Here is a 25,594-nt window from a genome sequence, read left to right as displayed (position 1 = left end):
GACCGAAAATGCTCGCTCCCGAGGAACTCCCCAGCCCCCTCCAGTACGACCGCATGAACTACCCGTCGAGCCTTCAGTGCGTCACCATCGCCCGCCGCCACATCGCCCGTCTCGTCGACGTCTGGGGCTACCCCGAGGCCGCCGATGACGCTGCCGCCCTGCTGTCCGAGCTGGCGGGCAACGCCGTGCAGCACGGGCGTCTGCGGGGGCGGCTCTTCCAGGTGGAGCTGACGGTCACCCAGGCCGTGACCAGGGCAGAAGCCGTCACCCTGCGGATCGCCGTCTCCGACGCCCGGGGCGAGACTCTCCCCAGGCCACGGCACGCCACGCCGGAGGACGAATTCGGCAGGGGTTTGTTGATCATTCGTACGCTGGCCACGCGCTGGGGAGTGGCTCGGCGGACCGTAGGAAAAACGGTCTGGTGCGAGTTGGATCTTGGCGGATGCGGTTAGCCTGTCGATTACCTTCCTGACGTGGTGGGGGTTCTTGTGCGTTTCTCCCGGTGGAGCCGTGGTCCGTGGGTTCGGGCCGTGCTCGCGGGGCTGTATGTCGTCGCGCTCGCCGCTGCCGTGCCGCACGGGGCCGGTGGGCACGGGCGGGACGGCGACTGGTCGAGCGAGGAGGCCCAGCGGTTCTGGGGGCCCTCGCGGATGTCGGCGTCGACGACGGCCGGGGACGGTGAGGACGACGACGCCGAGTCACCTGCGCAGCGGATGACGGGGAGCGCGCGGCACTTCGACGGGGTTCCGTCGGTGGGGGTGCTGTTCTATGTCGGCGAGGACATGAAGGACCATCACTGCACGGCCAGCGTGGTGCACAGCCCCAAGGGGAATCTGCTCATCACCGCCGGGCACTGTTCGGTCGGCGAAGACGCGGCCTTCGTGCCGGACTACCAGCGCGGCAAGGACACGCAGCCCTACGGGGTGTGGGCGGTGGACCGCACGTTCGTCGATCCCCGGCGTGAGGACTACGGTGAGGGCTCCGATCTGGACTTCGCCTTCGCCACCGTGAAGCCTGATGGCCGGGGGCGGCAGATCGAGCGCGTGACGGGCGCCAACCGGCTGACCCGTACGCCCGGGTACGTCAACCGGGTGACCGTCATCGGCTATCCGAACTCCGATGACGACCCCGCCGACCAGGCCATTCGCTGCACGACCCTGACATCCCGGCTCGATGACCGCAAGCAGCTGCGGATGCGCTGTGACGGCTTCTACTCGGGCACGTCAGGGAGCCCCTGGCTTGCTCACTTCAACGAGAAGACGAAGACGGGCGAGCTGATCGGGGTGCTCGGCGGGCTCAACGGCGGCGGTCCCGACGGTGACGACGCCGATCAGCTCTCGTACAGCCCGGTCAACGACGAAGAGATCTTCAAGCTCTACCTGGATGCGATCAACGGCCGCGAGCCGCGCCGCTCCTGAAACCCACGGCCCGTCTCCGGATCGGGCCGCCGCGCCCAGCGGTCTTCCCGCCCCGCTGCGGGCCGACAGGCCGCCCGCGTCGGCGACCGCAGCGGGGGTCCACCGGACACAGGCGCCCTCGAAGCCATAAATGCGATTGCCGAGTTATTCACTCATTCGGGCAAGTGGGCGGCGAAACGTTCTGAATTACCCCCATACGGAGGACCCTGTCCCTTGGGGCGCCGAAACGTCGGGAACCGGCGCCGCACAGGGAAGGGAGACCTCTCTCATGCTCGCACTCGCACATCTGGGCAGGCTCGGTCTGGCAGTCGGCATGGCGGCCGTGCTGGCCACCGGCCTGGCCACCAGCGCGCAGGCCGCCACAGGAAGGATCCAGTACTTCGATGTCAACGGTCAGGAGTTCCTGATCACCGACCCCCCGGACAACGTCTGTCTCACCCTCCAGGCGCGGGCGTCAACGATCGACAACGAGACGAACAAATCGGTCAACGTCTACCTCGGCACGGCCTGCAATACGTTCGTCACGACCTTGGAACCCGGCCGCGCGGTGGCCCATGTCGGAGGCCCCCAATCGGTGCGGGTCATCGGCTGAGACGCACCGGCCGCGGGTCCGAGTGCCTGCGGCGAAGGCGTCCGAGGTCCTCAGTCCTCGCCTGCCTCGTACAGGGGGAGGAAATGGATGACCGGTTCCTCGTAGGGATGGGCGGCGCGGACCGCGCGAAGGACGGCGGCGGCCTGGTCCGTGTCGCAGAAGGACTCGATGCGGGTCTCCGCGCCGTGTTGCAGGACGCCGACCTCCCCGTCGTACGGGTCGGCGCCCGGCAGCGGCTGCCATGTGCCGTCGATGCGCCAGACGCTGGTGCAGCGCTCGTAGGCGCCGACCCGTCCCGCGCCGGAGGCGTGCAGGGCGGCTGCGACCTTCTCCACGTGGTCGTCCGGAACCGATATCTCGATCTTCAGGCGTGCCATGTCCCGGACCCTAACAAGCGCGCTGGGTTTCCTCCCTGCGTGCCGATTCAGGAGCCGGTGACGTCGCGGCGTCCCGCGACCACCGGTTGGCGATGACCGCGCACACCATCAACTGCACCTGGTGGTAGAGCATGAGCGGCAGGATCACCGGGCCCGCCGACGCGCCGAACAGCACGGCCGCCATCGGCAGTCCCGTCGCGAGGCTCTTGTTGGAGCCGCAGAAGACGATGGTGATGCGGTCCTCCCGGCTGAATCCCAGCCGCCGGGCGGCAAGGGACGTCGTGGTGAGTGCCAGGGCCAGGAGGGTCGTGGCCACGCACAGCAGGGACAGCAGCCGGATGGGTGTGACCTGCTGCCAGATGCCTTCCGCCACTCCTCTGCTGAACGCGGTGTAGACGACGAGGAGGATGGAGAGCCGGTCCAGGAGGCCGAGGGGCTTCTTGTGGCGGGTGAGGAAGCCGGTGAGTGGGCGGCGGGCCAGTTGGCCGGCGAGGAACGGGGCCAGCAGCTGGGTGGTGATGGTCAGCAGGCCGTCGGCCGAGAAGCTGACGGCGGAGCCGATCAGCCAGGCGGCGAGGAGCGGGCTCACGGCCATGCCGAGCAGGCTGGAGTACGTACCGGCGCAGATCGCGGCGGGGACGTTGCCCCGGGCCGTGGAGGTCAGGGCGATCGATGACTGGATCGTCGAGGGGACGAGGCAGAGGAAGAGCAGACCGGTGTGGAGGTCCTCGGTGAGCAGGTACGGGACCAGGCCGGCGGCTGCCAGTCCCAGCAGCGGGAAGAGGACGAACGTGCTCGTCGCCACCACGGTCTGCAGCCGCCACTGGCGCAGGCCGTCCACGGCCTCGCGGGTGGAGAGCCGGGCGCCGTAGAGGAAGAAGAGCAGGCCGATGGCGGCATCGGCCGCCCAGCCGACGGCCGTGGCCGTCCGGCCCGTCGCGGGCAGCAGCGTGGCCAGGGCGACCGTGCCGAGGAGGGCGGCGACGTAGGGGTCGACCACCCTCCTCAGCCGGCCCGGCCGGAAGACCGGGGCCATGGGTCAGTCCCCGTCCTGCCCGGGGTCACCGCTCTGGGCGGGGGAGTTGCCGGTGCCGGACACGTCCCGGCTGCGTACGTCGATGGCGCCGCCGCCACCGTCGTGGTCACTGCCTGCGGTGCCCTTGCCGGCGAACAGCGTGTTCAGCGTCCGGTCGACCTCCAGCCATGAGTCCGCGTTCGAGTTGTCGATGAACAGGACCCCGGTGCGTGGTCCGCTGAAGGAGGACGGTTCCGGGTCGTCGTCCCCCGGGAGGGCGACGAGCGGTACCGGTGCCGCGTATGCCGCTCCCGCGCAGAAGAGGACGGCCGCGGCGATCATGAGGGTGATGCCCGCCGTGGAGGACCACAGCAGGCGGGGTGCATTCCATGGTGTGCCGAGGCGGCTTTCCACGCTGCTCACGTCGCGGACTGCTCTCGCGTCGGGCGGTGCCGGCCGAGGTTCTTCGTCAGAAGTTCCGTGGCGTCCCCGACACCGATCGATTCGGTCAGCCGGGGGTCCGGCAGCCGTCCGTCCGTTTTCCTCAGTTCCGACAGGGCGCTGTCGATCGCGTGGTGCGCGGCGAACAGGCAGGGCGTGCTGTAGATGGCGACGTCCACGCCCAGGTCCGCGAGCTCCGACAGGGAGAGCCGCGGTGATTTACCGCCCGCGATCTGATTGAACAGCAATGGTTTGGTGCCGATGACCGAACGAATCTTTTGAATGCTTTCGACGCTTCTCACTCCGTCGACCAGGACGACGTCCGCCGCGGTCTCCGCCAGCGCCGCCGCCCGGCGCATGATCTCGGCCTCCTCGGTGGCGTCCGTACGGGCCACGACGACCAGATCCTGTCTGCTGTCGAGGACCCTGTGGAGCTTTTCCAGATACTCGTCCAGCGGCAGGATCAGCTTGCCGTCCAGATGTCCGCACCGGCGGGGGCGCTTCTGGTCCTCCAGGATCACCCCGGAGGCACCCGCCAGCTCCAGTCTTCGCACGACGTGGGCGGCGACCTCCGGGTCCCCGAAACCGTCGTCGACGTCCACCAGCAGGTGGTGGCCGGGGAATGCCGCGCGCAGTCGTTCGGTGAAGGCCAGCAGGTCCGGCCAGGCGATGAAACCGATGTCCGGAAGGCCGTAGTGCGAGGCGGCGAAACCAAATCCGGATACGAAGAAGCCGTCGTAGTACCGAGCCGCCAGTGAGGCGGAGTACATATCGTAGATTCCCAGGAGCGGCGTGGTCCGGGGAGCCGCGATCGCTTCACGTAAGGCGTTTCCGTGCAGCATGTCTGTCTTCTCCTTGCGGTGAATTCGCAGAGGCAGCCAAGGCAGCTACGCGCGGATGCTTTCCGGGTCGCCAGTGGTGCAAACCGGTCTGCACTCCCCTTTTGTGGTCGAATATGTAAAAACAGAACACGAGTGTGGAAGCCGGGGGAGGGAACCGGGCGGCTCCTCAAGGGCCCGGACGGCGCCTCAAGGGTCCGGACGGCCCGGACGGTATGCGGCCCTGCCGGGTTTACGCTGGCAGGAGGTACACAGCAGGTACAGAGCAGTTTCAGGAACAGGAATCAGGTCCCACCGTGTCGCTGCCCCCGATACCCAAAGCAGAGCTGCACCTCCACATCGAGGGCACGCTGGAGCCCGAGCTGGCCTTCGCGCTCGCCGCGCGCAACGGCGTCGAGCTGCCGTACGCCACGCAGGACGAACTGCGAGCCGCCTACTCCTTCTCCGACCTCCAGTCGTTCCTGGATCTCTACTACGCGCTGATGACCGTCCTGCGCACCGAGGACGACTTCGCCGACCTCGCCGACGCCTATCTGGCCCGCGCGCAGGCGCAGGGCGTGCGGCACGCCGAGATCTTCTTCGACCCGCAGGCCCACACCGCGCGCGGTGTGGAGATCGACACCGTCATCGAGGGCCTCACGCGCGCGCTCGACGCCGCCCCGGCGAAGTACGGCATCAGCACGCGCCTGATCATGTGCTTCCTGCGTGACGAGAGTGCGGAATCCGCGCTCGCGACGTTCGAGGCCGCCCGCCCCCAGCTGCACCGCATCGCGGCCGTCGGCCTGGACTCGGCCGAGGTCGGCAACCCGCCGTCGAAGTTCCGTGAGGTGTACGCGCTCGCCCGCGAGGCCGGGCTGAAGTGCGTGGCTCACGCGGGGGAGGAGGGCCCGCCCGCGTACGTCTGGGAGGCGCTCGACATCCTCGGCGTCGACCGGATCGACCACGGGGTGCGCGCCATGGAGGACGACGCCCTGGTGGCCCGACTGGTCGCCGACCAGGTGCCGCTGACGCTCTGTCCGCTGTCGAACGTACGGCTGCGCGTCATCGACGAGCTGGCCGACCACCCGCTGCCCGCCATGCTCGACGCCGGACTGCTGGTGACGGTCAACTCCGACGACCCCGCCTACTTCGGCGGCTACGCGGACGACAACTTCACCGCCGTGCGGGACGCTTTGGGTCTGGACCTGGAGACGCTGCGCACGCTCGCCCGGAACTCCTTCCTGGCCGCGTTTCTCGATGACGAGACGCGGGCGCTGTACCTGAAGGAAGTTGACGTGTATTAGGCGTTGGCCGGCGGTTTGTCCTGCGGACTGCGGACTGCGGGCCGTCTTGCCGCCTGCGGCGGGGGGCGCCCTGCGGGCGCGTCCTCAATCGCCGGACGGGCTTGATGTGGCTGGGCTCAGCTCAGCCCATACTCAGCCCGTACGGCGGCGGGCTTGATGTGGCTGAGCTCAGCCCATTGGGCTGCAAGGCCTCAGTCCCGCTCCGCCGCCGACAGGGCCCGCTCGACACCCGGCTCGTGCGGGCCCAGGAACGTGGGGCTCGGGCGGACGACCGCGTCCAGCGCGGCCTTGGCCGCGGCGAGGACCTCGCGGGCCCCGCCCCCGTACCAGGTGACGTCGTGCACGGCGTCGACCCCGACGCCGTACGCGTCGATGCCCGCTGCCCCGCACAGCGCCAGCGCGCGGCGGATGTGGAAGCCCTGGCTGATCAGCACGGCCCGGTCCACCCCGAATATCCGCTTGGCGCGGGCGCAGGAGTCCCAGGTGTCGAAGCCCGCGTAGTCGCTGACGACCCGGCTGTCCGGCACCCCGTGATCGGTCAGGTAGCGGCGCATCGCGTCCGGCTCGTCGTAGTCCGTGCGGCCGTTGTCACCCGTCACCAGGATCACCCGGACCTTGCCCGCGCGGTACAGCTCGACCGCCGCGTCCAGGCGGTGCGCCAGATACGGGGACGGCTTGCCCTGCCACAGGCCCGCGCCGAAGACCATCGCGACCGGCGCCGACGGCACGTCGCGCACCTCCCGCAGCCGTGGCTCCGCCGCCGCGTACACCCACGTGACGGGCAGCAGTGCCAGCACACAGCCCGCCACCACGGCCCACAGCGCGCGCCGGCGCCCGCGTCTGGTCGCCGGCAACCGCAGGCGCTGCCGCAGATTTCGCGCCAACCTCATGTCGTTGTCCCCCGTTCGCCAAAGCATCAACGCCCCGACACCCGGTGCGGTTCCCGCCGCGGACGCCCCGCCGGAGGGCTGACGAACCATGGGAAACGAGCCGTCACCGGGACGCAACGACACGGCAACTCCGGGTCGTCAGACTCGGCACCATGAAGGCGTCGACAGCCACCACCCCTACAGCTTCCGCCCCCACCGGCCCGACCGGTCCCCGCACCGCCGAATCCGCAGGCGCGGGCCCATCGGACTGCCCGGGTGATTTAGCGCGCGCCGGCGATTTGGCGTGCGCCTGCGACTCGGCGGGCCAGGGCGACGACTTCGGTTTCGCGGACTTCTCCGGCCCCGCGCAGCTGCTGAAGCTCATCAGCGCCCAGCTCGCCACCCAGCTCGCCCGGCTGCCCCCGGCCGGCCCCGTACCCCACGACCCCGCCCCCTACGGCTGAGCCGCCCGCCGTCCCGCCGCCGTCCCGCCCGCCCGGCTCGTTCCGCACCGGTCGGCCGACAGCACGGCCGCACGCGGGCGCAGCTGTCAGACCCGGCGGCTACGGTCGGAGTATGAACGGCACAGCACGGACCGCAACGGAACAGCCCGGCATCGCCGGATACGACGCGCCGGACCTGGAGCGATGGGCCACCGAGCCCGACAAACGCCCTGGTCGCACCGCCTTCCAGCGGGACCGTGCGCGGGTGCTGCACTCCGCCGCGCTGCGCCGCCTCGCGGGCAAGACCCAGGTCGTCACGCCGGGCGTCAGCGGCCAGGCCTGGGACGCCAGCCCCCGTACGCGCCTCACCCACTCCCTGGAGTGCGCCCAAGTGGGCAGGGAGCTCGGAGCCGCCCTCGGCTGCGACCCCGACCTGGTGGAGGTCGCCTGTCTGGCCCACGACCTCGGCCACCCGCCCTTCGGGCACAACGGCGAGCAGGCGCTGAACGAAGTCGCCGAGGCCTGCGGCGGCTTCGAGGGCAACGCCCAGTCGCTGCGCCTCCTCGCCCGTCTGGAGCCCAAGCGCTTCGTGCCGGAGAAGCTCGACGGCGCCCCGACCGGGCGGCTGGTGAGCGTCGGCCTCAACCTCACCCGCGCCGCCCTCGACGCCGCCACCAAGTACCCCTGGCCGCGCGGCGGGCACCCCACCGACCCGGGCTCCCGGAAGTTCGGGGTCTACGCCGACGACGTGCCCGTCTTCGAGTGGTTCCGCCAGGGCGCCCCCGAGCACCGCAAGAGCTTCGAGGCCCAGGTCATGGACTGGGCCGACGACGTCGCCTACTCCGTGCACGACGTGGAGGACGGGCTGCACGCCGGCCACCTCGACCCCAACATGCTCCAGGCCGACCCCGAGCGCCGCGAGGTGTTCGCCGTGGCCGCCGGCCGCTACGCCCCGGGGGCGGAGGAGGCCGCGCTGGCCGAGGCCCTCGACCGCCTCCTCGACCAGGAGTGGTGGCCGCACGGCTACGACGGCTCGGCCGTCGCCCAGGCCCGCCTCAAGGACGCCACCAGCCAGCTCATCGGCCGTTTCTGCCTCGCCGCCGAGTCCGCCACCCGCGCCGCCTTCGGGCCGGGCCGGCTGACCCGCTACCACGCGGAGCTGGTCGTCCCCCGCGAGACCCGCCTGGAGTGCGCCGTGCTGAAGGCCGTCGCCGACCGCTACGTCATCCAGCGCGAGGACCAGGAGAAGCTCCGCGCCGACCAGCGGATCGTCATCGCCGAGCTGGCCGAGGCGCTCATCGCCCGCGCGCCCGACGGGCTCGACCCGCAGTTCCGCTCCCTCTTCGCCGAGGCCGACGACGACGCGGGGCGGCTGCGTGCCGTCATCGACCAGATCGCCGCGCTCACCGACGCCTCGGCCCGCTCCCTGCGGGCTCGCCTCGCGGCGGGGCGGTCGGGGGCCAGGGCCGGGGGGTGAGCCGGGCGTCGGGGGCCGGGCCGGGTCACTGCCGTGGCTCCGCCCCGGACCCCGGTCCTCGAACGCCGGACGGGCTGAGACGGTCTGACCCGTCCGGGGTAGTCCCTCTTCCGGCGGCAGGCTCCGTGCGGGACGCTCGGCACTGCTGATTTTACGACCGGGGGCGGTTAACGCAGACGTTCTGCGTGGCATCGAGGAGGCAGCAAGTGGTCGACGCACACCAGACGTTCGTCATCGTCGGAGGGGGCCTGGCCGGCGCGAAGGCCGCCGAGACCCTCCGGGCGGAGGGCTTCACCGGGCGGGTGATCCTCATCTGTGACGAGCGCGACCACCCCTACGAGCGGCCGCCGCTCTCCAAGGGCTACCTCATCGGCAAGGACGAGCGCGAGAGCGTCTTCGTCCACGAACCCGGCTGGTACGCCCAGGCCGACATCGAGCTGCACCTCGGCCTGCCCGCCGTCCACCTCGACCGCGAGGCCAAGTCCGTGCGCCTCGGCGACGGCACCCGGATCCACTACGACCGGCTGCTGTTGGCCACCGGTGCCGAACCCCGCCGCCTCGACATCCCCGGCACCGGCCTCGCGGGCGTGCACCACCTGCGCCGCCTCGCCCACGCCGAGCTGCTGCGCGGCGTCCTCGCCTCTCTCGGCCGCGACAACGGCCACCTCGTCATCGCCGGCGCGGGCTGGATCGGCCTCGAAGTCGCCGCCGCGGCCCGCAGTTACGGTGCCGAGGTGACCGTCGTGGAGTCCGAGCCCACCCCGCTGCACACCGTCCTCGGCCCCGAGCTGGGCCAGCTCTTCACCGATCTGCACTCCGAGCACGGCGTCCGCTTCCACTTCGGGGCCCGCCTCACCGAGATCACCGGCCACGACGGCATGGTCCTGGCCGCCCGCACCGACGACGGCGAGGAGCACCCCGCCCACGACGTCCTCGCCGCGATCGGCGCCGCCCCGCGCACCGCCCTCGCCGAAGCCGCCGGCCTCGCCCTCGTCGACCGCGCCGACGGCGGCGGCATCGCCGTCGACGCCTCGCTGCGCACCTCCGACCCCGACATCTTCGCCGCGGGCGACGTCGCGGCCGCCGAGCACCCGTGGCTCGGCACCCGGCTGCGCGTCGAGCACTGGGCCAACGCCCTCAACGAGGGCCCCGCCGCCGCCCGCGCCATGCTGGGCCAGGAGGTGTCCTACGACCGGGTGCCCTACTTCTTCTCCGACCAGTACGACGTGGGCCTGGAGTACTCCGGCTACGCGCCCCCCGGCTCGTACGACCAGGTCGTCTGCCGCGGTGACGTCGGCAAGCGCGAGTTCATCGCCTTCTGGCTGGCGGAGGGCCGGCTGCTCGCCGGGATGAACGTCAATGTGTGGGACGTCACGGACACCGTCCAGAAGCTGATCCGCTCCGGCCACCGGCTCGACCCGAACGCCCTCGCCGACCCGGCCGTCCCCCTGGAGTCACTGCTTCCGTAGGCGGGGCTTCCACGGGGTGCCCCGCCGGACGTAGCGTGATCCGTATGACGACCTCACCGGCCCGTACGGCCGTGGTACCCGTGGCGGAGATCTTCGAGCTGCGCCGGTCGGTGCTGCGGCCGGGCCTGCCCGCGGAGGCCGCCGTCTTCGCGGAGGACGCGGCCCCGGGCACGTTCCACATCGCGGCGTACGACGAGCGGGGGGCGGTACGGGCGTGTGTCAGCTTCTTCCCGGAGGCGCTCCCCGGGGAGGCCGGGGACGCCGCGTACCGTTTCCGGGGCATGGCCAGCGACCCGGCCGTCCGGGGCCTCGGCTACGGCGTCGCCGTCCTGCGGGCCGGGCTGGACCAGGCCGCCGCCCGCGGCGCCGGGCTCGCCTGGTGCAACGGCCGCACCTCCGCCCGGGGCTTCTACGAGCACCAGGGCTTCACCGTCACCGGCGAGGAGTTCGTCGTGGAGTCGGTCGGCCCGCACTACCTCTTCACGATCAAGCTCCCGGGGTGAGCGGTCCGGACTGTCGTACCCCGGCCGTAGAATTCACGGCGTGGCAGGCAGGATCAACGATGACGACGTGAAGGCGGTCCGGGACGCGGTCCCGATCGACGCCGTCGTTTCCGAGTACCTCCAGTTGCGCAACGCGGGCGGCGGAAACCTGAAGGGCCTGTGCCCCTTCCACGACGAGAAGTCCCCGTCGTTCCAGGTCAGCCCCGCCAAGGGACTCTTCTACTGCTTCGGCTGCCAGGAGGGCGGGGACACCGTCGACTTCGTCATGAAGATCGACCACCTCTCCTTCGCCGAGACCATCGAGCGGCTCGCGGGCCTCGCCGGCATCACCCTGCGGTACGAGGAGGGCGGCTACACCCCCGGCCGCCAGCAGGGCGAGCGCATCCGCCTCGTCGAGGCGCACAAGCACGCCGCGAAGTTCTACGTCGAGCAGCTCGACAGCCCCGAGGCCGAGATCGGCCGCGCGTTCCTCGCGAGCCGCGGCTTCGACCAGGCCGCCGCCCAGCACTTCGGCGTCGGCTACAGCCCGGCCGGCTGGGACCACCTCACCCGCTTCCTGCGCGGCAAGGGCTTCAGCGACAAGGAGCTGATCCTCTCCGGCCTCGCCCAGGACAGCCGCAACGGCCGGCCCATCGACCGCTTCCGCGGCCGGCTGATGTGGCCCATCCGCGACATCACCGGCGAGGTCATCGGCTTCGGTGCCCGCAAGCTCCGCGACGACGACAACGGCCCGAAGTACCTCAACACCCCCGAGACCCCGCTCTACAAGAAGTCCCACGTCCTCTACGGCATCGACCTCGCCAAGAAGGACATCGCCAAGACCAGCCGCGCCGTCGTCGTCGAGGGCTACACCGACGTCATGGCCTGCCACCTGGCCGGGGTCACCACCGCCATCGCCACCTGCGGTACCGCGTTCGCGGGCGACCACATCAAGATCCTGCGCCGGCTGCTGATGGACAACTCCGGCGCGGAGGTCGTCTTCACCTTCGACGGCGACGCGGCCGGGCAGAAGGCGGCCCTGCGCGCCTTCGAGGACGACCAGAAGTTCGCCGCCGAGACGTCCATCGCGATCACCCCCGGCGGCATGGACCCCTGCGAGCTGCGGCTCGCCGAGGGCGACGCGGCCGTCCAGGCCCTGGTGGACACCCGCACCCCGCTCTTCGCGTTCGCCATCCGGCAGGTCGTCGCCCGGCACAACCTGGACACCGCCGAGGGCCGGGCCGCGGCCCTGGAAGCCGCCGCGCCCATCGTCGCGAACATCAAGAACGGCTCCATCCAGCACGAGTACGCCGTGCAGCTCGCGGGCATGCTCGGCATCCTCGACACGCAGTTCGTCGTCCGCCGCGTGGGCCAGCTCGCCCGCTGGGCCCGCGAGCGTGGTGTCCGCCCCGGCGAGGGGCAGGGCGGGGCCCGGCAGCACCGTGCCGCGTCCGCCGCCCCCCAGCAGGCCCCCGCGCGCGGCGGCCCCGCCCTGAACCTCCGCAGCCCCGCCCACCGCACGGAGCGCGAGCTGCTGAAGCTCGCCCTCCAGCGCCCGGAGCTGGTCGCCCCCGCCTTCGACGCCTACGGCGAGGACGAATTCACCGCCCCGCCGTACGTCGCCGTGCGCCGCGCCATCGAGCAGGCCGGGGGAGTCACCCAGGCCGCCGAGGACTACCTCGCCCGCGTCCGCGACGTCGCCCCCGACGACACGGTCCGGGCCATGGTCACGGAGCTGGCCGTGGAAGCCATCCACAACAAGAACGTGGACGAGATCTACGCGGGCGTGCAGCTCGTCCAGGTCCGCCTGCGGGCGGTCGAGCGCCGCATCGAGGAAGTCCAGGGCAACCTCGTCCGCCTGGGCGCGCAGGCAGCCCCCGAGCACCTGACCGCCGTGCAGAACGAACTGTGGGTCCTCGAGCAGTACGGCCGCTCCCTCAAGGACCGCGGCGCGGCTGCGCTGTAGCGCGGTGTCTTTGGCCTGGCCGGGCGGTGGCTCGGCCAGGCTCCTGCCGCGACTGCGGCGTCCGCCGCGTGACGGCTTTCGCTGAGCCGAGCTCGTGAGCCGCTGCTGGCGCGGCATCCGCCTTTGCCCTGGCCGGGCGGTGGAAGTCTCGGCGGTGCCGGCTGACCCGCCCCCGCGGGGTGGTGGGCCGCTACCGGTGCGGACACCGGACCGCGCCCCGGCCGGGCGCTGCCCTGCGGGTGAGACGGCCCGTCCCGCCGGGCCACCGACCGTTCTGGCCGGTCCGGCGAGGCCACCCGCTCGTCCCGCAGGGACGCCTGCCCCGGCCGGTCCGGCCGGAACACGGCCCCGTCCGGCGAGGAAACCGTCCGTCCGCCGACGGAACCGCCCGTCCCGCAGGGACCCCGTCGCCCCGGCCCGCCCGGCGAGGACACGGCGAGGGACTCGTTCAGTAATCGGCCGGTCACCGTGCGGGCTCAGAAAATGCCCGCACGCCCCTCGTGGCGGGACTGTGTCGTACCCCACACTGGTGGGCGGTGCCTGAGTCCTCGGAGCGCGGCAGGTCCGGGCGACTGGACCCGGAGCCCTTCGCGAAGTCGCTCTTGATCCCCGGGACGGACGGCGGCCCGGCCGTCTCCGTCCCTCCTGCGCATGCCGCCCCCGAATCGGCAGCGATCACCCTGGAGGTCGCCCCCGTGCAGACCCGGACCCCGACCCTGCCCCAGGCCCCGGCCGAAACGGCCCCGGCCGTGCCACGGCAGTCCGAGCCACCCGTGTCCGAGAGCTTCGCCGACGAGCCGCCCCCGGAGCCGGCGGTGCGGGCAGCCGACACCGGCGGCCCGTCCTCCGACCTCTTCCGCCAGTACCTCCGCGAGATCGGCCGCATCCCCCTGCTCTCCGCCGCCGAGGAGGTGGAGCTGGCCCGCCGTGTCGAAGCCGGGCTCTTCGCCGAGGAGAAGCTCGGCAGCACCCCCGACCTCGACTCCCAACTAGCCCTCGACCTCGACCGCTTGGTGGTCCTCGGCCGGATGGCCAAGCGCCGGCTCATCGAGGCGAACCTGCGCCTCGTCGTCTCCGTGGCCAAGCGCTACATCGGCCGCGGGCTGACCATGCTCGATCTCGTGCAGGAGGGAAACCTCGGGCTGATCAGGGCCGTTGAGAAGTTCGACTACGCCCGGGGCTACAAGTTCTCGACGTACGCGACCTGGTGGATCCGCCAGGCCATGTCGCGGGCGCTGGCCGACCAGGCCCGCACGATCCGGGTCCCCGTCCACGTCGTGGAGTTGATCAACCGCGTGGTGCGGGTCCAGCGCCGGATGCTCCAGGAGCGCGGCTACGAACCCACCGCCGAGGAGGTCGCCGCCTATCTCGACCTCTCCGAGGAGCGGGTCAGCGAAGTCCTGCGCCTCGCCCAGGAACCCGTCTCGCTGCACGCCCCCGTGGGTGAGGAGGACGACGTCGCGCTCGGCGATCTGATCGAGGACGGCGACGCCGCCTCACCCGTCGAATCGGCCGCGTTCCTGCTGCTGCGCGAGCATCTGGAAGCCGTCCTTTCCACGCTGGGCGAGCGCGAGCGCAAGGTCGTGCAGCTGCGCTACGGACTGATGGACGGCCGCCCCCGCACCCTGGAGGAGATCGGCCGGATCTTCGGCGTCACCCGCGAACGCATCCGCCAGATCGAGTCCAAGACCCTCAACAAGCTTCGCGACCACGCCTTCGCCGACCAGCTCCGGGGCTACCTGGACTGACCCGGCCGGCCGGACCTCACGCGCCGCCCTGGAAGGCCCCGGGGTGGGTCTGCTCGCGCACGGTCACGTACTGCTGCCGCACGGCCTGCCCCACCGCCAGATCCTCACCCGGCTCGAAGACCTGGCTGGCCGCGGCCGGCCAGCGCGGCGGCTCCAGGTGCGACAGCACGCCCTGCTGGACGCCCAGCGCCCACGCGGCCTGCCGGGCCGCGCCCAGCGCCGCGTAGTCCGCCGCCTGCGGGACGACGACCTGCGCGCCGAACAGCGCCGGCGCCACGGCCTGCACGGCCGGCAGCTCGGCCGCCGCACCCAGCAGGAAGACCCGGCGCACGTCGACGCCGCGCCCGCGCAGCACGTCCAGGGCGTCCGTGAGCCCGCACAGCATGCCCTCGAAGGCGGCCCGCGCCAGATGCTCCGGCTTCATGCTCTCGCGGCGCAGCCCCGCCAGCGTTCCGGCGGTGTGCGGCAGGTGCGGGGTGCGCTCGCCCTCCAGATACGGCAGCAGCACCAGCCCGTACGCGCCGGGCGTGGACCGCAGCGCCAGCTCGGACAGCCCGTTCAGATCCGTACCGAGGATCTCGGCCGTGCCGCGCAGCACCCGTACCGCGTTGAGGGTGTGCACCACCGGCAGATGCCGCCCGGTCGCGTCCGCGAAGGAGGTGATCGTGCCCGTGGGGTCCACCAGCGCCTCGTGGTGCACGGCGAAGACCGAGCCCGACGCGCCGAGCGAGATCACCGCGTCGCCGGGGCCGACGCCCAGCCCGAAGGCCGCCGCCATCGTCTCGCCCGTACCGGCGGAGATCAGCAGGCCCTCGGGGGTGTGCCCGGCGGGCTCGGCGGGGTGCAGCACGTCGGGCAGGGCCGCCTGGCGGCCCAGTGCCAGCTCCACGAGATCCGGCCGCCAGCTGCCGGTCGCCGCCGACCAGTAGCCGGTCGAGGACGCGGCGCCGCGGTCGGTCGTGCGCCGTACGGGGCGCCCGAGCAGCTGCCACACCAGCCAGTCGTGGGGCTGCATCAGCGCGGCCGCCCGCGTCGCCGACTCCGGTTCGTTGCGCGCCAGCCACCGCAGCTTCGCCACGGCCTGCCCGGCCTGCGGCACCGACCCGACGGCCTCCGCCCACGCGGCCCGGCCGCCGAGCGCGTCGGTCAGATCGGCGGCCGCCGCCTGTACGCGCCGGTCGTTGCCCAGCATCGCGGGCCGGACGAGCACCCCGCCGGCGTCCAGGACGAGCAGCCCGTGCTGCTGCGCGGACACGCCGATGGCCTGCACGCCTTCCAGCAGTCCGCCCGCGGCGGCCTCGCCCAGCGAGACCAGCCACGCCTGCGGATCACCCTCGGGGCCCGTCGTCGGATGCGGGGCGTAGCCCTGCCTGAGCACGGTGCCCGTCTCCGCGTCGCAGACGACGATTCTCGTGCTCTCGGTGGAACTGTCCAGCCCCGCGACTATGCCCATGCGGAGGATGATGCCAAATCCCCGGCGCGTGTCCGTCATCGGTCAGGTGTTGCTGGTGCCCCAGTCGTCCTCGGCCCCCTGGCCCTTCTCGCGCAGGCCGCGGATCCGGTCCGAGACCGAGGCGGGCATCCGCTCGCCGAGGCTGTGGAGGGCCTTGCCGGTCATGGCCCGGCCGTTCTGCGCGGCGGACTCCGCCGTATTGCGCACCGCGGGGTTCTGCGCGACCCGCTGCGCGCCCTTGCGCAGCTGCTCGTAGCGCTCACGCCCGGCTCGCGCGCCGAGTACGTACCCGACGGCCGCACCCATGATGAACGTCAGTCGGTAGCGCATCGCGCTCCACCTTCCCTCGGACTTCCCTCGGATCCCGCAGACCCTGACGACCGTGACGACCCTCATGACCCTTGAGCCCTGCCGGTCCCCGCGCGTGTCGGCGGGGGCCGTTCGGGGCTGTGCACCGCCTACCCGGCGGACCCGAAGGTCACTCACGGGATACCGATTGGCGGAGCACCCCCCAGCTTGCGCTAATGTATGTGTCGCAGCGAGCGCACGCCGCCCGGGAGACCGGAGGGCAGAGCATTCGAGGCACCGCAGCAATCCCCTGTAGCTCAATTGGCAGAGCAGCCGACTGTTAATCGGCAGGTTACTGGTTCGAGTCCAGTCGGGGGAGCGCAGTCCCCTGTAGCTCAATTGGCAGAGCAGCCGACTGTTAATCGGCAGGTTACTGGTTCGAGTCCAGTCGGGGGAGCAGTGGAGGAAGGGCCCCTTGAGGGCCCTTTTTTCATGCCCGGAGGGAACCATCCATGCGTGATCGAAGTCCTCATGGGCAGGCTGGTCACGCAAAGCGGACCCTCAGGGGCAGCAGATCGTATGAGCAGCTATGCTGCGGCAGACGGCGCGCACAGATGTGCGCGACGCGCCGTGAATGGGGCGGTAGCTCAGCCGGTTAGAGCAGCGGACTCATAATCCGTCGGCCGTGGGTTCGAGTCCCACCCGCCCCACCACACGGTTACTTCGAAGAAACGTTTGACCTGTGTGCTTGTACAACCAAGGGCCGCCACATCTTGATGTGGCGGCCCTTGGTCATGGGCGCGTCCGCGCTGGTGAGGCCGGGGTGGGGCCGGGCCGTCGGGGTCAGGAGGCGACGGTCCCGACGGGCTCGGGCCGGCGCTGTCCGGGCACGGGCCCGGCGGCGGGGGCGCCGAGGACGGGGTCGGGGCCCGGCAGGCCCGCGCGGTGGGCCTGGACGCCGGCGCGCACCGCCCAGAAGTAGAAGCCCACGGCCGAGACGGCGACCAGCGTGATGTCGAGGCCGCCCGGGATGACGCCGTGGCCGCCGAACTCGGCACTGCCGAGGGCGGACAGCAGCGACAGCCACAGCAGGAACGCGACCATCCACCACGCCGGTGCGAACTGCCGGCGCAGACTCGTCCCGCCGCGCCTGCGCAGCACCACCGCGGCGATGGGCACCGAGATCAGGGTGAGCACGGCGACCTTGCCGGTGTTGGGCCACTTCGACCAGTACAGGGCGCAGGCCGCGAACGCGAAGGTGACGGGGCAGAGCACCGAGGCGGCGGGGAGGCGGAAGGGGCGGGGCAGATCGGGCTTGGTCTGCCGGAACACGCCGACCGCGATCGGGCCCATGAGGTAGGAGACGACCATCGCGGCGGAGACCACGCTCGCCAGGGCCTCCCAGCTGTGGCCGACGGTGAGGAGCAGCAGCACGGAGAAGCCCAGGTTCAGCCACATGGCGGGGCGGGCGACGCCGTAGCGGGGGTGCACCTCGGCGATCTTCTTGGGGAAGAAGCCGGTGTCGGCGAGGTTCTGGGCCAGGTACGCGGCCGAGGCGACGTTGCCGATGTTGGCGCCGTTCGGTGAGATGAAGGCGCCGAACTGGAGCATGGTGACGACCCAGTGCAGCATCAAGAGCTTGGCGAGGTCGGCGAAGGGCGACGCGAAGTTGATCCCGTTCCAGCCGCCCGCCTCGGCGAGCCGCTCCGGCGGTACGGCGCCGAGGAAGGCGATCTGGAGGGCGAGGTAGATGACCAGGCCGAGGGAGAGCGCGCCGACGAGGGCGAGCGGGATGGCCCGGCCGGGGTTCTTGGCGTTGCCGCCGAGGTTGACGACGGCCTGGAAGCCGTTGAAGGCGAAGACGACGCCGGAGGCGGTGACGGCGGTCAGGACGGCGGACCAGCCGTTCGGGGCGAAGCCGCCGTGCGCGGTGAAGTTGTCCGTGTGGAAGCCGGAGGCGATGAGCGCGCCGACCGCGAGGACCGGAATGGCGAACTTCACCAGGGTCAGGAGATTGTTGGCGCGGGCCAGCAGCTCGACCGACCAGTAGCAGGCCAGCCACAGGGCTACGGTCAGGAGCAACGCCGTCACCATGCCGGTGCCGGTGAGGCTGCCGTCGGCGACCAGGCCCCGGGCCCAGCCGAAGCTCCAGGACGACATGTACTGGGTGCCGGCGATGGCCTCGATGGGGATCAGGGAGGCGGTCGCGATCCAGACCGCCCAGCCGGTGACGAAGCCCAGCACCGGGCCGTGCGAGATGGAGCCGAACCGGGCCATGGCGCCGGGCAGCGGGTAGGCGGCGCCGACCTCGGCGTAGGTCATGGCGATCATGCCGATGAAGACGGCGCCGATCACCCAGGCGACCAGCGCGGCGGGCCCGGCGACCTGGGCCGCCTGACCGGCTCCGAAGAGCCAGCCCGAGCCGAAGATCGACCCCAGTCCGATCATTATCAGGGCGAAGAGGCTGAGGCCTTTTCGATTGGCCGCGCTCATGTCCACGACGTGCATTTCCGTTCTGTCCGGAGCCCGAGGGAGCGCCTCCGCGCCTCTCGGCCATCCGGTTGCCGGGCCTGCTCCGTCGGCGCGCACCGACCGGTGACGCCGTCTGCGGGCTGGGCGGAAAGCAGCCGCCCGCACTGCGTGCCGGCCCCATGGGCTCCGCCGAATCGGCCCCCGGGAGCGGACACCGGGTATGGCGCGAACGAGTCCGGTGGGCCGTGAATCAAGATCGACGGCTGTTCGGGCTCGATGGCGACGGGATGGCCGAGGACGCAGTAGCGACGCCGGACATACTACGCCAACCGGGGGTAACGGCTACATTCGGCCCCGACGGTGGCGATGTCATGCTCGCATCGCCCACGACTACGGAGCGTACGCCCCGGACGCGGAGTGACCCCCTCCGGGCCCCTAGGGGAGCCCCTACTCCCTTCGGTGGAGGGGCAGTTGGTCATTACGGACGATGTTCCCCCTGATCGCGGCGCCCATCGTGGGAGGAGATCTTTTCCGGCAGCAAGCGGCAACGAGGCGACAAGGGGAGCGGGCCATGGCGGAAGTGACACGACGCGGCGTACTGGCAGGAGCGGCGGTGCTCGGCGGAACGGCCGCCGCGGCGGCCGCACAGGGCGTCACCGCCCCGGCCGCCCTCGCCGCGCCGCCCACCGACGGCCCGCCCCCGCCGGCCCCGGTCACCGTCGCCCCCGGGGACCCGCGCTACCGCTCCCTGACCCATCGCGGCTCCAACGCCCGCTTCGTCGGAAAGCCCGACTACGTGCGCGTGGTGAACACGACCGCTCAGGTCGTGGGCGCGGTGCAGCAGGCGGTGCGGGAGGGCAAGCGCATCGCCGTGCGCAGCGGCGGGCACTGCTTCGAGAACTTCGTCGACGATCCCTCGGTCCGTGTCGTCATCGACGTCTCCCCCATGAGGGCGGTCTCCTACGACGCCCGGCGGCGGGCGTTCGCGGTCGAGCCCGGCGCGTTACTCGGCGAGGTGTACCGCACACTGTTCCTCGGCTGGGGCGTGACCATCCCGGCGGGCGCGACCGCCGAGGTCGGCGTCGGCGGCCATGTCCTGGGGGGCGGGTACGGCTCCCTGTCGCGCCGGTACGGGCTGTCCGTGGACCACCTCCACGCCGTGGAGGTCGTGGTCGTGGACGCCTCCGGGAAGGCCTCCGCCGTGGTGGCCACACGGGAGCCCTCCGATCCGCACCACGACCTGTGGTGGGCGCACACCGGCGGCGGGGGCGGCAACTTCGGCATCGTCACCCGCTACTGGTTCCGCGACCCGGCGGCCAAGGGCTCGGACCCCGCGCACCTGCTGCCCAGGGCCCCGGAAGCGGTCACCACCTTCTACGCCACCTGGTCCTGGAAGGATCTCGACCAGCGCTCGTTCAGCGAACTGGTGCGCAATCACGGCACCTGGCACGAGCACGACCGCGCGCCGCACTCGCCCTACGCGGGGCTGTTCAGCGTCCTGATGCTCAACAGCCGCAGGAAGGGAACCGTCAGCCTCGTGGGGCACCTGGACTCCACCGGAGAGGGGGCGAGGCGGCTGATCGACGACTACGTCGCCGCGGTCGGCCGCGGGGTGGGGGCACGGCCCGACCGGGGGCAGGAGGAAGAGTCGTGGCTGCAGTCCGAGGCCAGCGTGCAGGAGACGGCCCCGGCTTCCTTCAAAGCCAAGGCCGCCTATCTCCGCAGGCGCTTCACGGACCGGCAGATCGCCGCCGTCCATGACCATCTTTCGAGCGAGACGGAAGGTGATGTGGACGGCTCCCTGTGGCTGATCTCCTACGGCGGGAAGGTCAACACGGTTCCGGCCGGGGCGACGGCCGTCGCCCAGCGCGACTCGATCCTCAAAGCGGTCTACATGAACAGCTGGGAGGCCCGGCGAGGGAACTCCGAGGTGTGCCTGGCGTGGGTGCGCGACCTCTACCGGTCCGTGTACGCCGACAGCGGCGGCGTACCCGTGCCGGGCACGGTGAGCGACGGTTCCTTCATCAACTACCCGGACACCGACCTCGCCGACCCCGCCCTCAACACCTCGGGCACCGCATGGCACACCCTGTACTACAAGGACAACTACCCCCGTCTGCAGCGCGTCAAGGCGCGGTGGGACCCGCGTGACGAATTCCGGCACGCCCTCTCCATCCGCCCGCCGAAGTGACGTGATTTCCGGGCCTCTCCGGGGCCCTTTCGCGCCGGTGTGGCGCACATCGCACCACCGTCCGCCGTCGGCTTGGCACACTGAGTCCGCGAGATCACGACATCGTGGGGGCCCGGCACGGGCTGGTCGTGGCCGGAACGACGACGGGCGGGGTGCGTGGACTTCATCGGCAACGACATTTCCGGTGGCACCTTCACGGGAACGGTCATCCAGGCGCAGAACGTGCACTGGGGGCAGGCGGCTCCCGTCCGCACGCCCCGCATGCTGCTGCCCGAGCCGGAGGAATTCGTCGACCGCGCCGCTCCCCGCGCGAAGCTCGACGCGCTGCTGGCCGGACGGGAGGGCCGCAGAGCCCCGCGGCTCGTCGTCATCACCGGCATCCCGGGCATCGGCAAGACCGCCGTCGCGCTGCGCTGGCTGTACGACGTGCGCGACGACTTCCCCGGCGGCCAGTTCTACGCGGACATGAGCCCCCAGGGCCCGCGCTCCCCGGTCGATCCGGTGAGCGTGCTCGAGACCTTCGTCGGGCAGCTGGGCACCCCGCGCGAGGAGCGGCCCGCCGGTCTGGCCGAACTGTCGGCGTACTTCCGGTCCCTGACGGCCGACGAGCCGAGCCTGATGCTGCTCGACAACGTCGTCGTCCCCGCCCAGGTCCGCCCGCTGCTGCCCGGGGCGCCCGGCAGTGTCGTGGTCGTCACCAGCCGCAACCGGCTCACCGGCCTGAGCGTCACGCAGCCCGGCCCGGACTACGTGACGCTCGACGCGCTGGACGACGACGCCTGCGCGCAGCTGTTCGGCCCCGTCGCCGAGGACGGCCCGGACGGCGGCCACGAGGGCGGGCACGACGGCGGGCAGGCGCTCCGTGAAGTGATCCGCGCCTGCGCCGGGCTGCCGCTGGCGGTGCGTATCGCGCGCGTGCGCGCGGCGGAAGGGGCGGAGGCGCTGCGCGAGCTCGCCGACGAGCTCACTGATCCGCAGACCGTATGGGAGGCGCTGTCCGTGGCCGACGAGATCCCCTACCCCAAGGTCCTCGACGTCGCCTACTCCGGCCTGGACGAGAGAGCAGCGGCGGTCTGGCGGATGCTCGGCGCACACCCCACCGGCGAGTTCGCGGGCGACCTGGTGAAGCGGCTGGGAGGCGACGGGCGCGAGGGGGCCAAGGCATTACGGACCCTCGTCCACGAACGGCTGCTGGAGCCCTCCACGGCCGGCCGCTACCGCATGAACGGCCTGGTCCACGCCTACGCGCGCAGGCGGCTGGAGGAAACGCCCCCGTCCGGCACACCGTCGTCCGGCACGCCCTCGTCCGACACGCCCTCGTCCGACACGGCCGCCGACGTGATCATCGACTGGTACCTGGAGCGGGCCGCGGCGGCCGAGGCCCTCGTCTCCGACCGTTGGCGCTTCGGTTCCCGCTTCGCCCCGGGCGGCCTGCCGACCGCGGTCTTCGAGAACGAGGGGGCGGCCCTGGACGCGCTGGAGCCGGACGGGGAGAACGCGGCCGCCGTGGTCGCGCTCGCCGCCCGCACCGGCCGTGACCGGCTCACCTGCGAACTCGCCGAGGCGCTGCGGGGCTTCTTCTTCCGCCGGAAGTACCACACGCGCTGGATCGGCGTGTGCGAGCAGGCCCTCGAAGCGGCCGGGCGGCTGCGCGACGACCTCGTCCTGGCCCGGATGCACTACGAGACCGCCTTCGCGCTGTACGACCGCGCGGGCGACGGCGACAACGCGGCCGCGCGGCACCACTACGAGCGGGCGCGCGCCCTGGCGGCCGGCATCGGGCACGCGCGCACCGCGTCCTCCGCGCTGGAGGGCCTGGGGCAGCTCGCGCTCCGGGAAGGCCGCCCCCACGACGCGATCGCCCTGTTCCGGGAGGCGACCACCGCGCTCGGCGACATCGAGCACCCACGGGGGCGCGCGCTGCTGGAGTACCACCGGGGCCGCGCCCACAGCGCCGCCCGCGACCACGCGGAGGCGGCGCGGCTGCTGCTGAACGCCCGCCGCCTGTTCGCCGCCCTGACCGACCGCCACGACCCCGCAGTCCCCCGCCCGGACCGCTACAACGAGGCGCGCGCCCTCACCCGCTACGCGGAAGCCCGCCTGCGGGCCGACCGCCCCGACGAGGCGCTGGCGGGCCTCGACGAGGCGATGACCCTGTTCCCGCCCCGCGTCGCCCCGAAGGAGCGGGCGGACGCGGTGCTGCTGCGGGGCGACGTCCTGGCCGCGAGCGGCGACCCCGAGGGCGCCCGCTGGGAGTGGCGCGTGGCGCTGGAGACGTACAGGGGGATCGGCAGCGTGAAGGCGGCGGCAGTGCGTTTGCGACTGGCCGCGCGGGACGACGATGGTGGGGCGGCTGGCGGCGGTGCGTCTGCCGGTGGTGGGGCGCCCACCGGTGGGACGTCTGCCGACGGGACGGCTGCTGGTGGGACGACTGCCGCTGACCCGGCAGCCGCTGACACGGCCGGCGATGGGATGGCTGCTGGTGACGAGCCCACTGGTGAGGCGAGCGCCGACGGGACAGCCGCTGACGGGACAGCCGGCGGCGGTGCGGCCGCCGGAAAAGCGTCCGCTGATGGGGCCTCTGCCGGCGGCGCGACTGACGCCGGTTCGTAGAGGGCGTGGGTGCTGCCGGCGCCGACCGGGGCCTCGCCTCGAGCGGTGAGGCGCCTTCGCGTCGGCCACGCGGGCTCGGCGTTTGCTCACCCGGCAGCCCTGCCGGGCGTCGGCTTCGCCTCGGCCACGCGGGCTCGGCGTTTCGTCACCCAGCAGTCCTGCCGGGCGGCCGCTTCGCGCCGACCACGTGGTCACGGCATTTCCGCACCCGGCAGCCCTGCCGGCGGCCGCCTCCGCGCGGCAGTCCGGCCGGTGGCGCTTCCCCCGGAGAGGCCGCCGCCCCCGCCGGGCCCGGCCCCGTCAGCTGCGGTGCGCGGCGGCAACCGTCAGCACGGCGGGTGGCAGGTGTTCTCCCGTGCGGACGGTGATCCCGCCCTCCCAGGCCGGGCCGAACCGGGACAGGCAGGCGTGGGCGGCCGCTGCCGCCGTCTGCGGTGTCGTCCACCACTGCGCGTCCCGCCAGCGGGCCGTGAGCTCCGGGCCGTCGCGCAGGGCGAGACCGCAGTCGCCGTTCAGCCCGTCCGGTCCGGGGACGGCGACCACCCCGCACCCCGGATACCGGTCGAACAGCGGCCCCGCGACCTCCCTCGTCGGCCGTTCCGTCGCGGCGGGGCGGGCCAGGAGGATATCCGCCGTGTGCAGCCAGCGGACGTCCGGTTCTCCCTCGGCGGCCACGAGGTGGGGGTCGGGAAGGTGCCCGGCCTCGGCGCCCTGCACCGCCGCGGGGTAGCGGCGGACCGTGACCGTCGGCGCGCCCACGCCGTGCTCCTCGAAGTGAGCCGTCACGAACACCGGGGGAGGGGCCGGGTCCCGGCGCCGGTCGTGCGGGCGGCGGGGGACGGCGACGGGCCGGACGACTGCCGGATCGGCCGGTTCGGGCAGCCCGAGGTGTTCGTAGAACAGGCCGCGCAGCAGGGCCATCGACCGCATCGGACGGGACGTCACCAGGCCGCCCACCTCGGCCAGCCGTGCGTCGCCGGGCTGTGTGGCCGCGGCGTCGGCCAGTTGCCGGGCCAGCGGACGTCCCGCCGTGACGCGCGGCAGCAGCCCGCCCAGGAGGGCCATCGGCGAGCCGGGTGCCACGACGCCCTCGTCGAAGGCGCCCAGAAGGCCGGGAAGGCCCAGCGCGACGCCGTAGAGGGTGACCGAGCCGTGGTCGCCGATGAACGCGTCGGCGGCGGTCAGGGCGGCCTTCCAGGTATCCGTCTCCGGGACGGGCAGGACGAGCCCGGCGCGGACGAACGGCGCGAGCCACGTGTGCACCTGCCAACCGCCGTGGCCGTGCCAGGCATTGGGGTGTACTGCGGCCACCACGCGGTATTCGTCCCGCGGCAGCTCGGCCAGCGCCCGGCGTACCGTGTCGCCGCCGTGTCCGAGGAGGGAACGCCGGCCCCAAGTCGACGTCAGGACCAGGAGCTTCTGGCCGGGGCGTACGCCGAGGGCCGTCCGGTAGGCGTCCCGGAACGGCGTGGAGGCCCGCAGCTGGTCGGCGCACGGATCGCCGACGACGGTGGCGAAGGGCACCGCGTCGGGGCAGCCGTCGCGCAGGCGTTCGCGTTGTTCGTCGTGGGACAGGACGATGGCGGAGGGGATCAACCGGCCGTCATGGACCAGCCATTCGTCCGTCAGGCCGAAGGCTCCCGGCTCCCGGCTCCCGGCTCCCGGCTCCCGGCTGAGTGTTTTATTGTATCCGGCACCGTGCGGGGCGCATATGAGTGGTGCGGAAATATCCTGCAACTCCCCGCCGCGGCTGCTGCTGACCGCGAGGTCGAATTTCAGCTCGCACGCCTCGCCCCAAGGAATGCACGGCATTTCCCTCGCGGCGATGAATTCCCGCATTCCCCCGTCGAACGCCGACGAACCCGTGCACGTGAAATGCACCTGTATCCGGGTATCGCCCTCGAAGACGGAGAGGAGATCGAGCAGGCGGGTCGCGGAGGTGACGTTGTGGATGACGCCGAGGACGTGGTGGGTCGTGCCGATCGTGCGCCAGCGCTCCGGCCCGCCGGGCGCGGCGAGGTGCGTCTGCCCGGGCGGCACCGGCACCGCGTCCTCCCCATGACGATCGCGTCGGCCGTGGCTCTCCCCGGACGGCCCCGGCCGACGATACCTTGCGCCTGGCCGGCGGATCGTTCGACTGCAGGCCCGTCTTGCCGCC

21 protein-coding genes and 3 tRNA genes are annotated in these 25,594 nt (G+C 72.2%); 15 read left to right on the top strand and 9 right to left on the bottom strand.

Going from position 1 to position 25,594, the window contains the following annotated elements; genetic code table 11:
- The first annotated feature begins 8 nt into the window (after positions 1 to 8).
- The 3 genes from JO379_RS11110 (at position 9) to JO379_RS11100 (ending at position 2,010) form a co-directional block, all read left to right on the top strand.
- The gene (locus JO379_RS11110) at positions 9 to 452 is read left to right on the top strand and encodes an ATP-binding protein (protein WP_209514790.1); all 444 of its coding nucleotides are present in this window, start codon (positions 9 to 11) and stop codon (positions 450 to 452) included.
- 78 nt (positions 453 to 530) lie between these two features.
- Positions 531 to 1,418, top strand: coding sequence for a trypsin-like serine peptidase (locus JO379_RS11105; RefSeq protein ID WP_307841951.1), 888 nt, complete (start codon positions 531 to 533; stop codon positions 1,416 to 1,418).
- A 268-nt stretch (positions 1,419 to 1,686) separates the two neighbouring features.
- Entirely contained in the window at positions 1,687 to 2,010 is a 324-nt protein-coding gene (locus JO379_RS11100; RefSeq protein ID WP_130877640.1) for a hypothetical protein, read from the top strand.
- A gap of 50 nt (positions 2,011 to 2,060) precedes the next feature.
- On the opposite strand, the gene JO379_RS11095 is transcribed toward JO379_RS11100, so the two are convergent.
- The 4 genes from JO379_RS11095 to JO379_RS11080 are packed head-to-tail and all read right to left on the bottom strand — an operon-like array spanning position 2,061 to position 4,685.
- Positions 2,061 to 2,387, bottom strand: coding sequence for a YqfO family protein (locus JO379_RS11095; protein ID WP_209514788.1), 327 nt, complete (start codon positions 2,385 to 2,387; stop codon positions 2,061 to 2,063).
- Between the two features lie 10 nt (positions 2,388 to 2,397).
- On the bottom strand, positions 2,398 to 3,423 hold the full coding sequence (locus JO379_RS11090) for a bile acid:sodium symporter family protein (RefSeq protein WP_130877638.1): 1,026 nt from the start codon (positions 3,421 to 3,423) through the stop codon (positions 2,398 to 2,400).
- A 3-nt stretch (positions 3,424 to 3,426) separates the two neighbouring features.
- Positions 3,427 to 3,825 (bottom strand): hypothetical protein, encoded by a 399-nt coding sequence (locus JO379_RS11085; protein ID WP_130877637.1) that lies wholly within the window; start codon positions 3,823 to 3,825, stop codon positions 3,427 to 3,429.
- Positions 3,822 to 4,685, bottom strand: a complete 864-nt coding sequence (locus tag JO379_RS11080) for an isocitrate lyase/PEP mutase family protein (RefSeq protein ID WP_130877636.1) — start codon at positions 4,683 to 4,685, stop codon at positions 3,822 to 3,824. Before JO379_RS11080 ends, JO379_RS11085 begins: the two co-directional genes overlap by 4 nt.
- 299 nt (positions 4,686 to 4,984) lie before the next feature.
- Here JO379_RS11080 and JO379_RS11075 point away from each other — a divergent pair, with 299 nt between their 5' ends.
- Positions 4,985 to 5,965 (top strand): adenosine deaminase, encoded by a 981-nt coding sequence (locus tag JO379_RS11075; protein WP_245381996.1) that lies wholly within the window; start codon positions 4,985 to 4,987, stop codon positions 5,963 to 5,965.
- Between the two features lie 191 nt (positions 5,966 to 6,156).
- Here the strand turns inward: JO379_RS11075 and JO379_RS11070 are convergent, their stop codons facing one another.
- Positions 6,157 to 6,855 carry a SanA/YdcF family protein gene (locus JO379_RS11070; protein ID WP_209514786.1) on the bottom strand — a complete coding sequence of 233 codons (699 nt, stop codon included), beginning with the start codon at positions 6,853 to 6,855 and terminating at the stop codon, positions 6,157 to 6,159.
- Positions 6,856 to 7,133: 278 nt separating this feature from the next.
- Between JO379_RS11070 and JO379_RS11065 the strand changes: the two genes are divergently transcribed.
- The 6 genes from JO379_RS11065 to JO379_RS11040 all read left to right on the top strand — a co-directional run bounded on the left by JO379_RS11065 (position 7,134) and on the right by JO379_RS11040 (position 14,419).
- Complete coding sequence (locus tag JO379_RS11065) at positions 7,134 to 7,298, top strand: hypothetical protein (RefSeq protein ID WP_209514785.1); 165 nt, start codon at positions 7,134 to 7,136, stop codon at positions 7,296 to 7,298.
- Positions 7,299 to 7,410: 112 nt separating this feature from the next.
- Positions 7,411 to 8,754: a deoxyguanosinetriphosphate triphosphohydrolase gene (locus JO379_RS11060; protein WP_130877632.1), complete on the top strand. Its 1,344-nt coding sequence runs from the start codon at positions 7,411 to 7,413 to the stop codon at positions 8,752 to 8,754.
- Between the two features lie 206 nt (positions 8,755 to 8,960).
- The gene (locus tag JO379_RS11055) at positions 8,961 to 10,223 is read left to right on the top strand and encodes an NAD(P)/FAD-dependent oxidoreductase (protein WP_130877631.1); all 1,263 of its coding nucleotides are present in this window, start codon (positions 8,961 to 8,963) and stop codon (positions 10,221 to 10,223) included.
- 44 nt (positions 10,224 to 10,267) lie between these two features.
- Positions 10,268 to 10,726 (top strand): GNAT family N-acetyltransferase, encoded by a 459-nt coding sequence (locus JO379_RS11050; protein ID WP_209514784.1) that lies wholly within the window; start codon positions 10,268 to 10,270, stop codon positions 10,724 to 10,726.
- A gap of 40 nt (positions 10,727 to 10,766) precedes the next feature.
- Entirely contained in the window at positions 10,767 to 12,671 is a 1,905-nt protein-coding gene (gene dnaG / locus JO379_RS11045; RefSeq protein ID WP_130877629.1) for a DNA primase, read from the top strand.
- Positions 12,672 to 13,207: 536 nt separating this feature from the next.
- Positions 13,208 to 14,419: a sigma-70 family RNA polymerase sigma factor gene (locus JO379_RS11040; protein WP_372449066.1), complete on the top strand. Its 1,212-nt coding sequence runs from the start codon at positions 13,208 to 13,210 to the stop codon at positions 14,417 to 14,419.
- A 16-nt stretch (positions 14,420 to 14,435) separates the two neighbouring features.
- Here the strand turns inward: JO379_RS11040 and JO379_RS11035 are convergent, their stop codons facing one another.
- Both JO379_RS11035 and JO379_RS11030 read right to left on the bottom strand, forming a co-directional pair.
- Positions 14,436 to 15,872 (bottom strand): FGGY family carbohydrate kinase, encoded by a 1,437-nt coding sequence (locus tag JO379_RS11035; protein WP_130877628.1) that lies wholly within the window; start codon positions 15,870 to 15,872, stop codon positions 14,436 to 14,438.
- Between the two features lie 42 nt (positions 15,873 to 15,914).
- A complete protein-coding gene (locus tag JO379_RS11030; RefSeq protein ID WP_130877627.1) occupies positions 15,915 to 16,202 on the bottom strand; it encodes a YtxH domain-containing protein in 288 nt (95 codons plus the stop codon).
- 264 nt (positions 16,203 to 16,466) lie between these two features.
- Here JO379_RS11030 and JO379_RS11025 point away from each other — a divergent pair.
- From JO379_RS11025 to JO379_RS11015, 3 genes are all read left to right on the top strand, one after another.
- A tRNA-Asn gene (locus JO379_RS11025) sits at positions 16,467 to 16,539 on the top strand.
- A gap of 5 nt (positions 16,540 to 16,544) precedes the next feature.
- Positions 16,545 to 16,617, top strand: a tRNA-Asn gene (locus tag JO379_RS11020).
- 179 nt (positions 16,618 to 16,796) lie between these two features.
- Positions 16,797 to 16,873 (top strand) — tRNA-Ile (locus JO379_RS11015).
- 130 nt (positions 16,874 to 17,003) lie between these two features.
- On the opposite strand, the gene JO379_RS11010 is transcribed toward JO379_RS11015, so the two are convergent.
- Entirely contained in the window at positions 17,004 to 18,668 is a 1,665-nt protein-coding gene (locus JO379_RS11010; protein WP_242626019.1) for an APC family permease, read from the bottom strand.
- Positions 18,669 to 19,203: 535 nt separating this feature from the next.
- On the opposite strand from JO379_RS11010, the gene JO379_RS11005 reads away from it, so the two are divergent.
- Both JO379_RS11005 and JO379_RS11000 read left to right on the top strand, forming a co-directional pair.
- Positions 19,204 to 20,823 (top strand): FAD-binding oxidoreductase, encoded by a 1,620-nt coding sequence (locus tag JO379_RS11005; RefSeq protein WP_209514783.1) that lies wholly within the window; start codon positions 19,204 to 19,206, stop codon positions 20,821 to 20,823.
- A 156-nt stretch (positions 20,824 to 20,979) separates the two neighbouring features.
- Complete coding sequence (locus JO379_RS11000) at positions 20,980 to 23,436, top strand: tetratricopeptide repeat protein (RefSeq protein WP_209514782.1); 2,457 nt, start codon at positions 20,980 to 20,982, stop codon at positions 23,434 to 23,436.
- Between the two features lie 300 nt (positions 23,437 to 23,736).
- On the opposite strand, the gene JO379_RS10995 is transcribed toward JO379_RS11000, so the two are convergent.
- Positions 23,737 to 25,482 (bottom strand): hypothetical protein, encoded by a 1,746-nt coding sequence (locus JO379_RS10995; protein WP_209514780.1) that lies wholly within the window; start codon positions 25,480 to 25,482, stop codon positions 23,737 to 23,739.
- Positions 25,483 to 25,594 lie beyond the last annotated feature (112 nt).

The organism is Streptomyces syringium, from assembly GCF_017876625.1.
Taxonomy (GTDB): Bacteria; Actinomycetota; Actinomycetes; order Streptomycetales; family Streptomycetaceae; genus Streptomyces; species Streptomyces syringius.
The sequence above is the reverse complement of the archived record's forward strand: the minus strand, read 5'-3'. Positions and strand labels throughout refer to the sequence as shown.

Excerpts from the sequence above, each read along its gene's own strand:
- JO379_RS11110 (WP_209514790.1), top strand. The coding sequence starts at position 9 with ATGCTCGCTCCCGAGGAACTCCCCAGCCCCCTCCAGTACGACCGCATG.
- JO379_RS11100 (WP_130877640.1), top strand. The coding sequence starts at position 1,687 with ATGCTCGCACTCGCACATCTGGGCAGGCTCGGTCTGGCAGTCGGCATG.
- JO379_RS11095 (WP_209514788.1), bottom strand. The coding sequence starts at position 2,387 with ATGGCACGCCTGAAGATCGAGATATCGGTTCCGGACGACCACGTGGAG.
- JO379_RS11090 (WP_130877638.1), bottom strand. The coding sequence starts at position 3,423 with ATGGCCCCGGTCTTCCGGCCGGGCCGGCTGAGGAGGGTGGTCGACCCC.
- JO379_RS11080 (WP_130877636.1), bottom strand. The coding sequence starts at position 4,685 with ATGCTGCACGGAAACGCCTTACGTGAAGCGATCGCGGCTCCCCGGACC.
- JO379_RS11070 (WP_209514786.1), bottom strand. The coding sequence starts at position 6,855 with ATGAGGTTGGCGCGAAATCTGCGGCAGCGCCTGCGGTTGCCGGCGACC.
- JO379_RS11060 (WP_130877632.1), top strand. The coding sequence starts at position 7,411 with ATGAACGGCACAGCACGGACCGCAACGGAACAGCCCGGCATCGCCGGA.
- JO379_RS11050 (WP_209514784.1), top strand. The coding sequence starts at position 10,268 with ATGACGACCTCACCGGCCCGTACGGCCGTGGTACCCGTGGCGGAGATC.
- JO379_RS11035 (WP_130877628.1), bottom strand. The coding sequence starts at position 15,872 with ATGGGCATAGTCGCGGGGCTGGACAGTTCCACCGAGAGCACGAGAATC.
- JO379_RS11030 (WP_130877627.1), bottom strand. The coding sequence starts at position 16,202 with ATGCGCTACCGACTGACGTTCATCATGGGTGCGGCCGTCGGGTACGTA.
- JO379_RS11010 (WP_242626019.1), bottom strand. The coding sequence starts at position 18,668 with ATGCACGTCGTGGACATGAGCGCGGCCAATCGAAAAGGCCTCAGCCTC.
- JO379_RS11005 (WP_209514783.1), top strand. The coding sequence starts at position 19,204 with ATGGCGGAAGTGACACGACGCGGCGTACTGGCAGGAGCGGCGGTGCTC.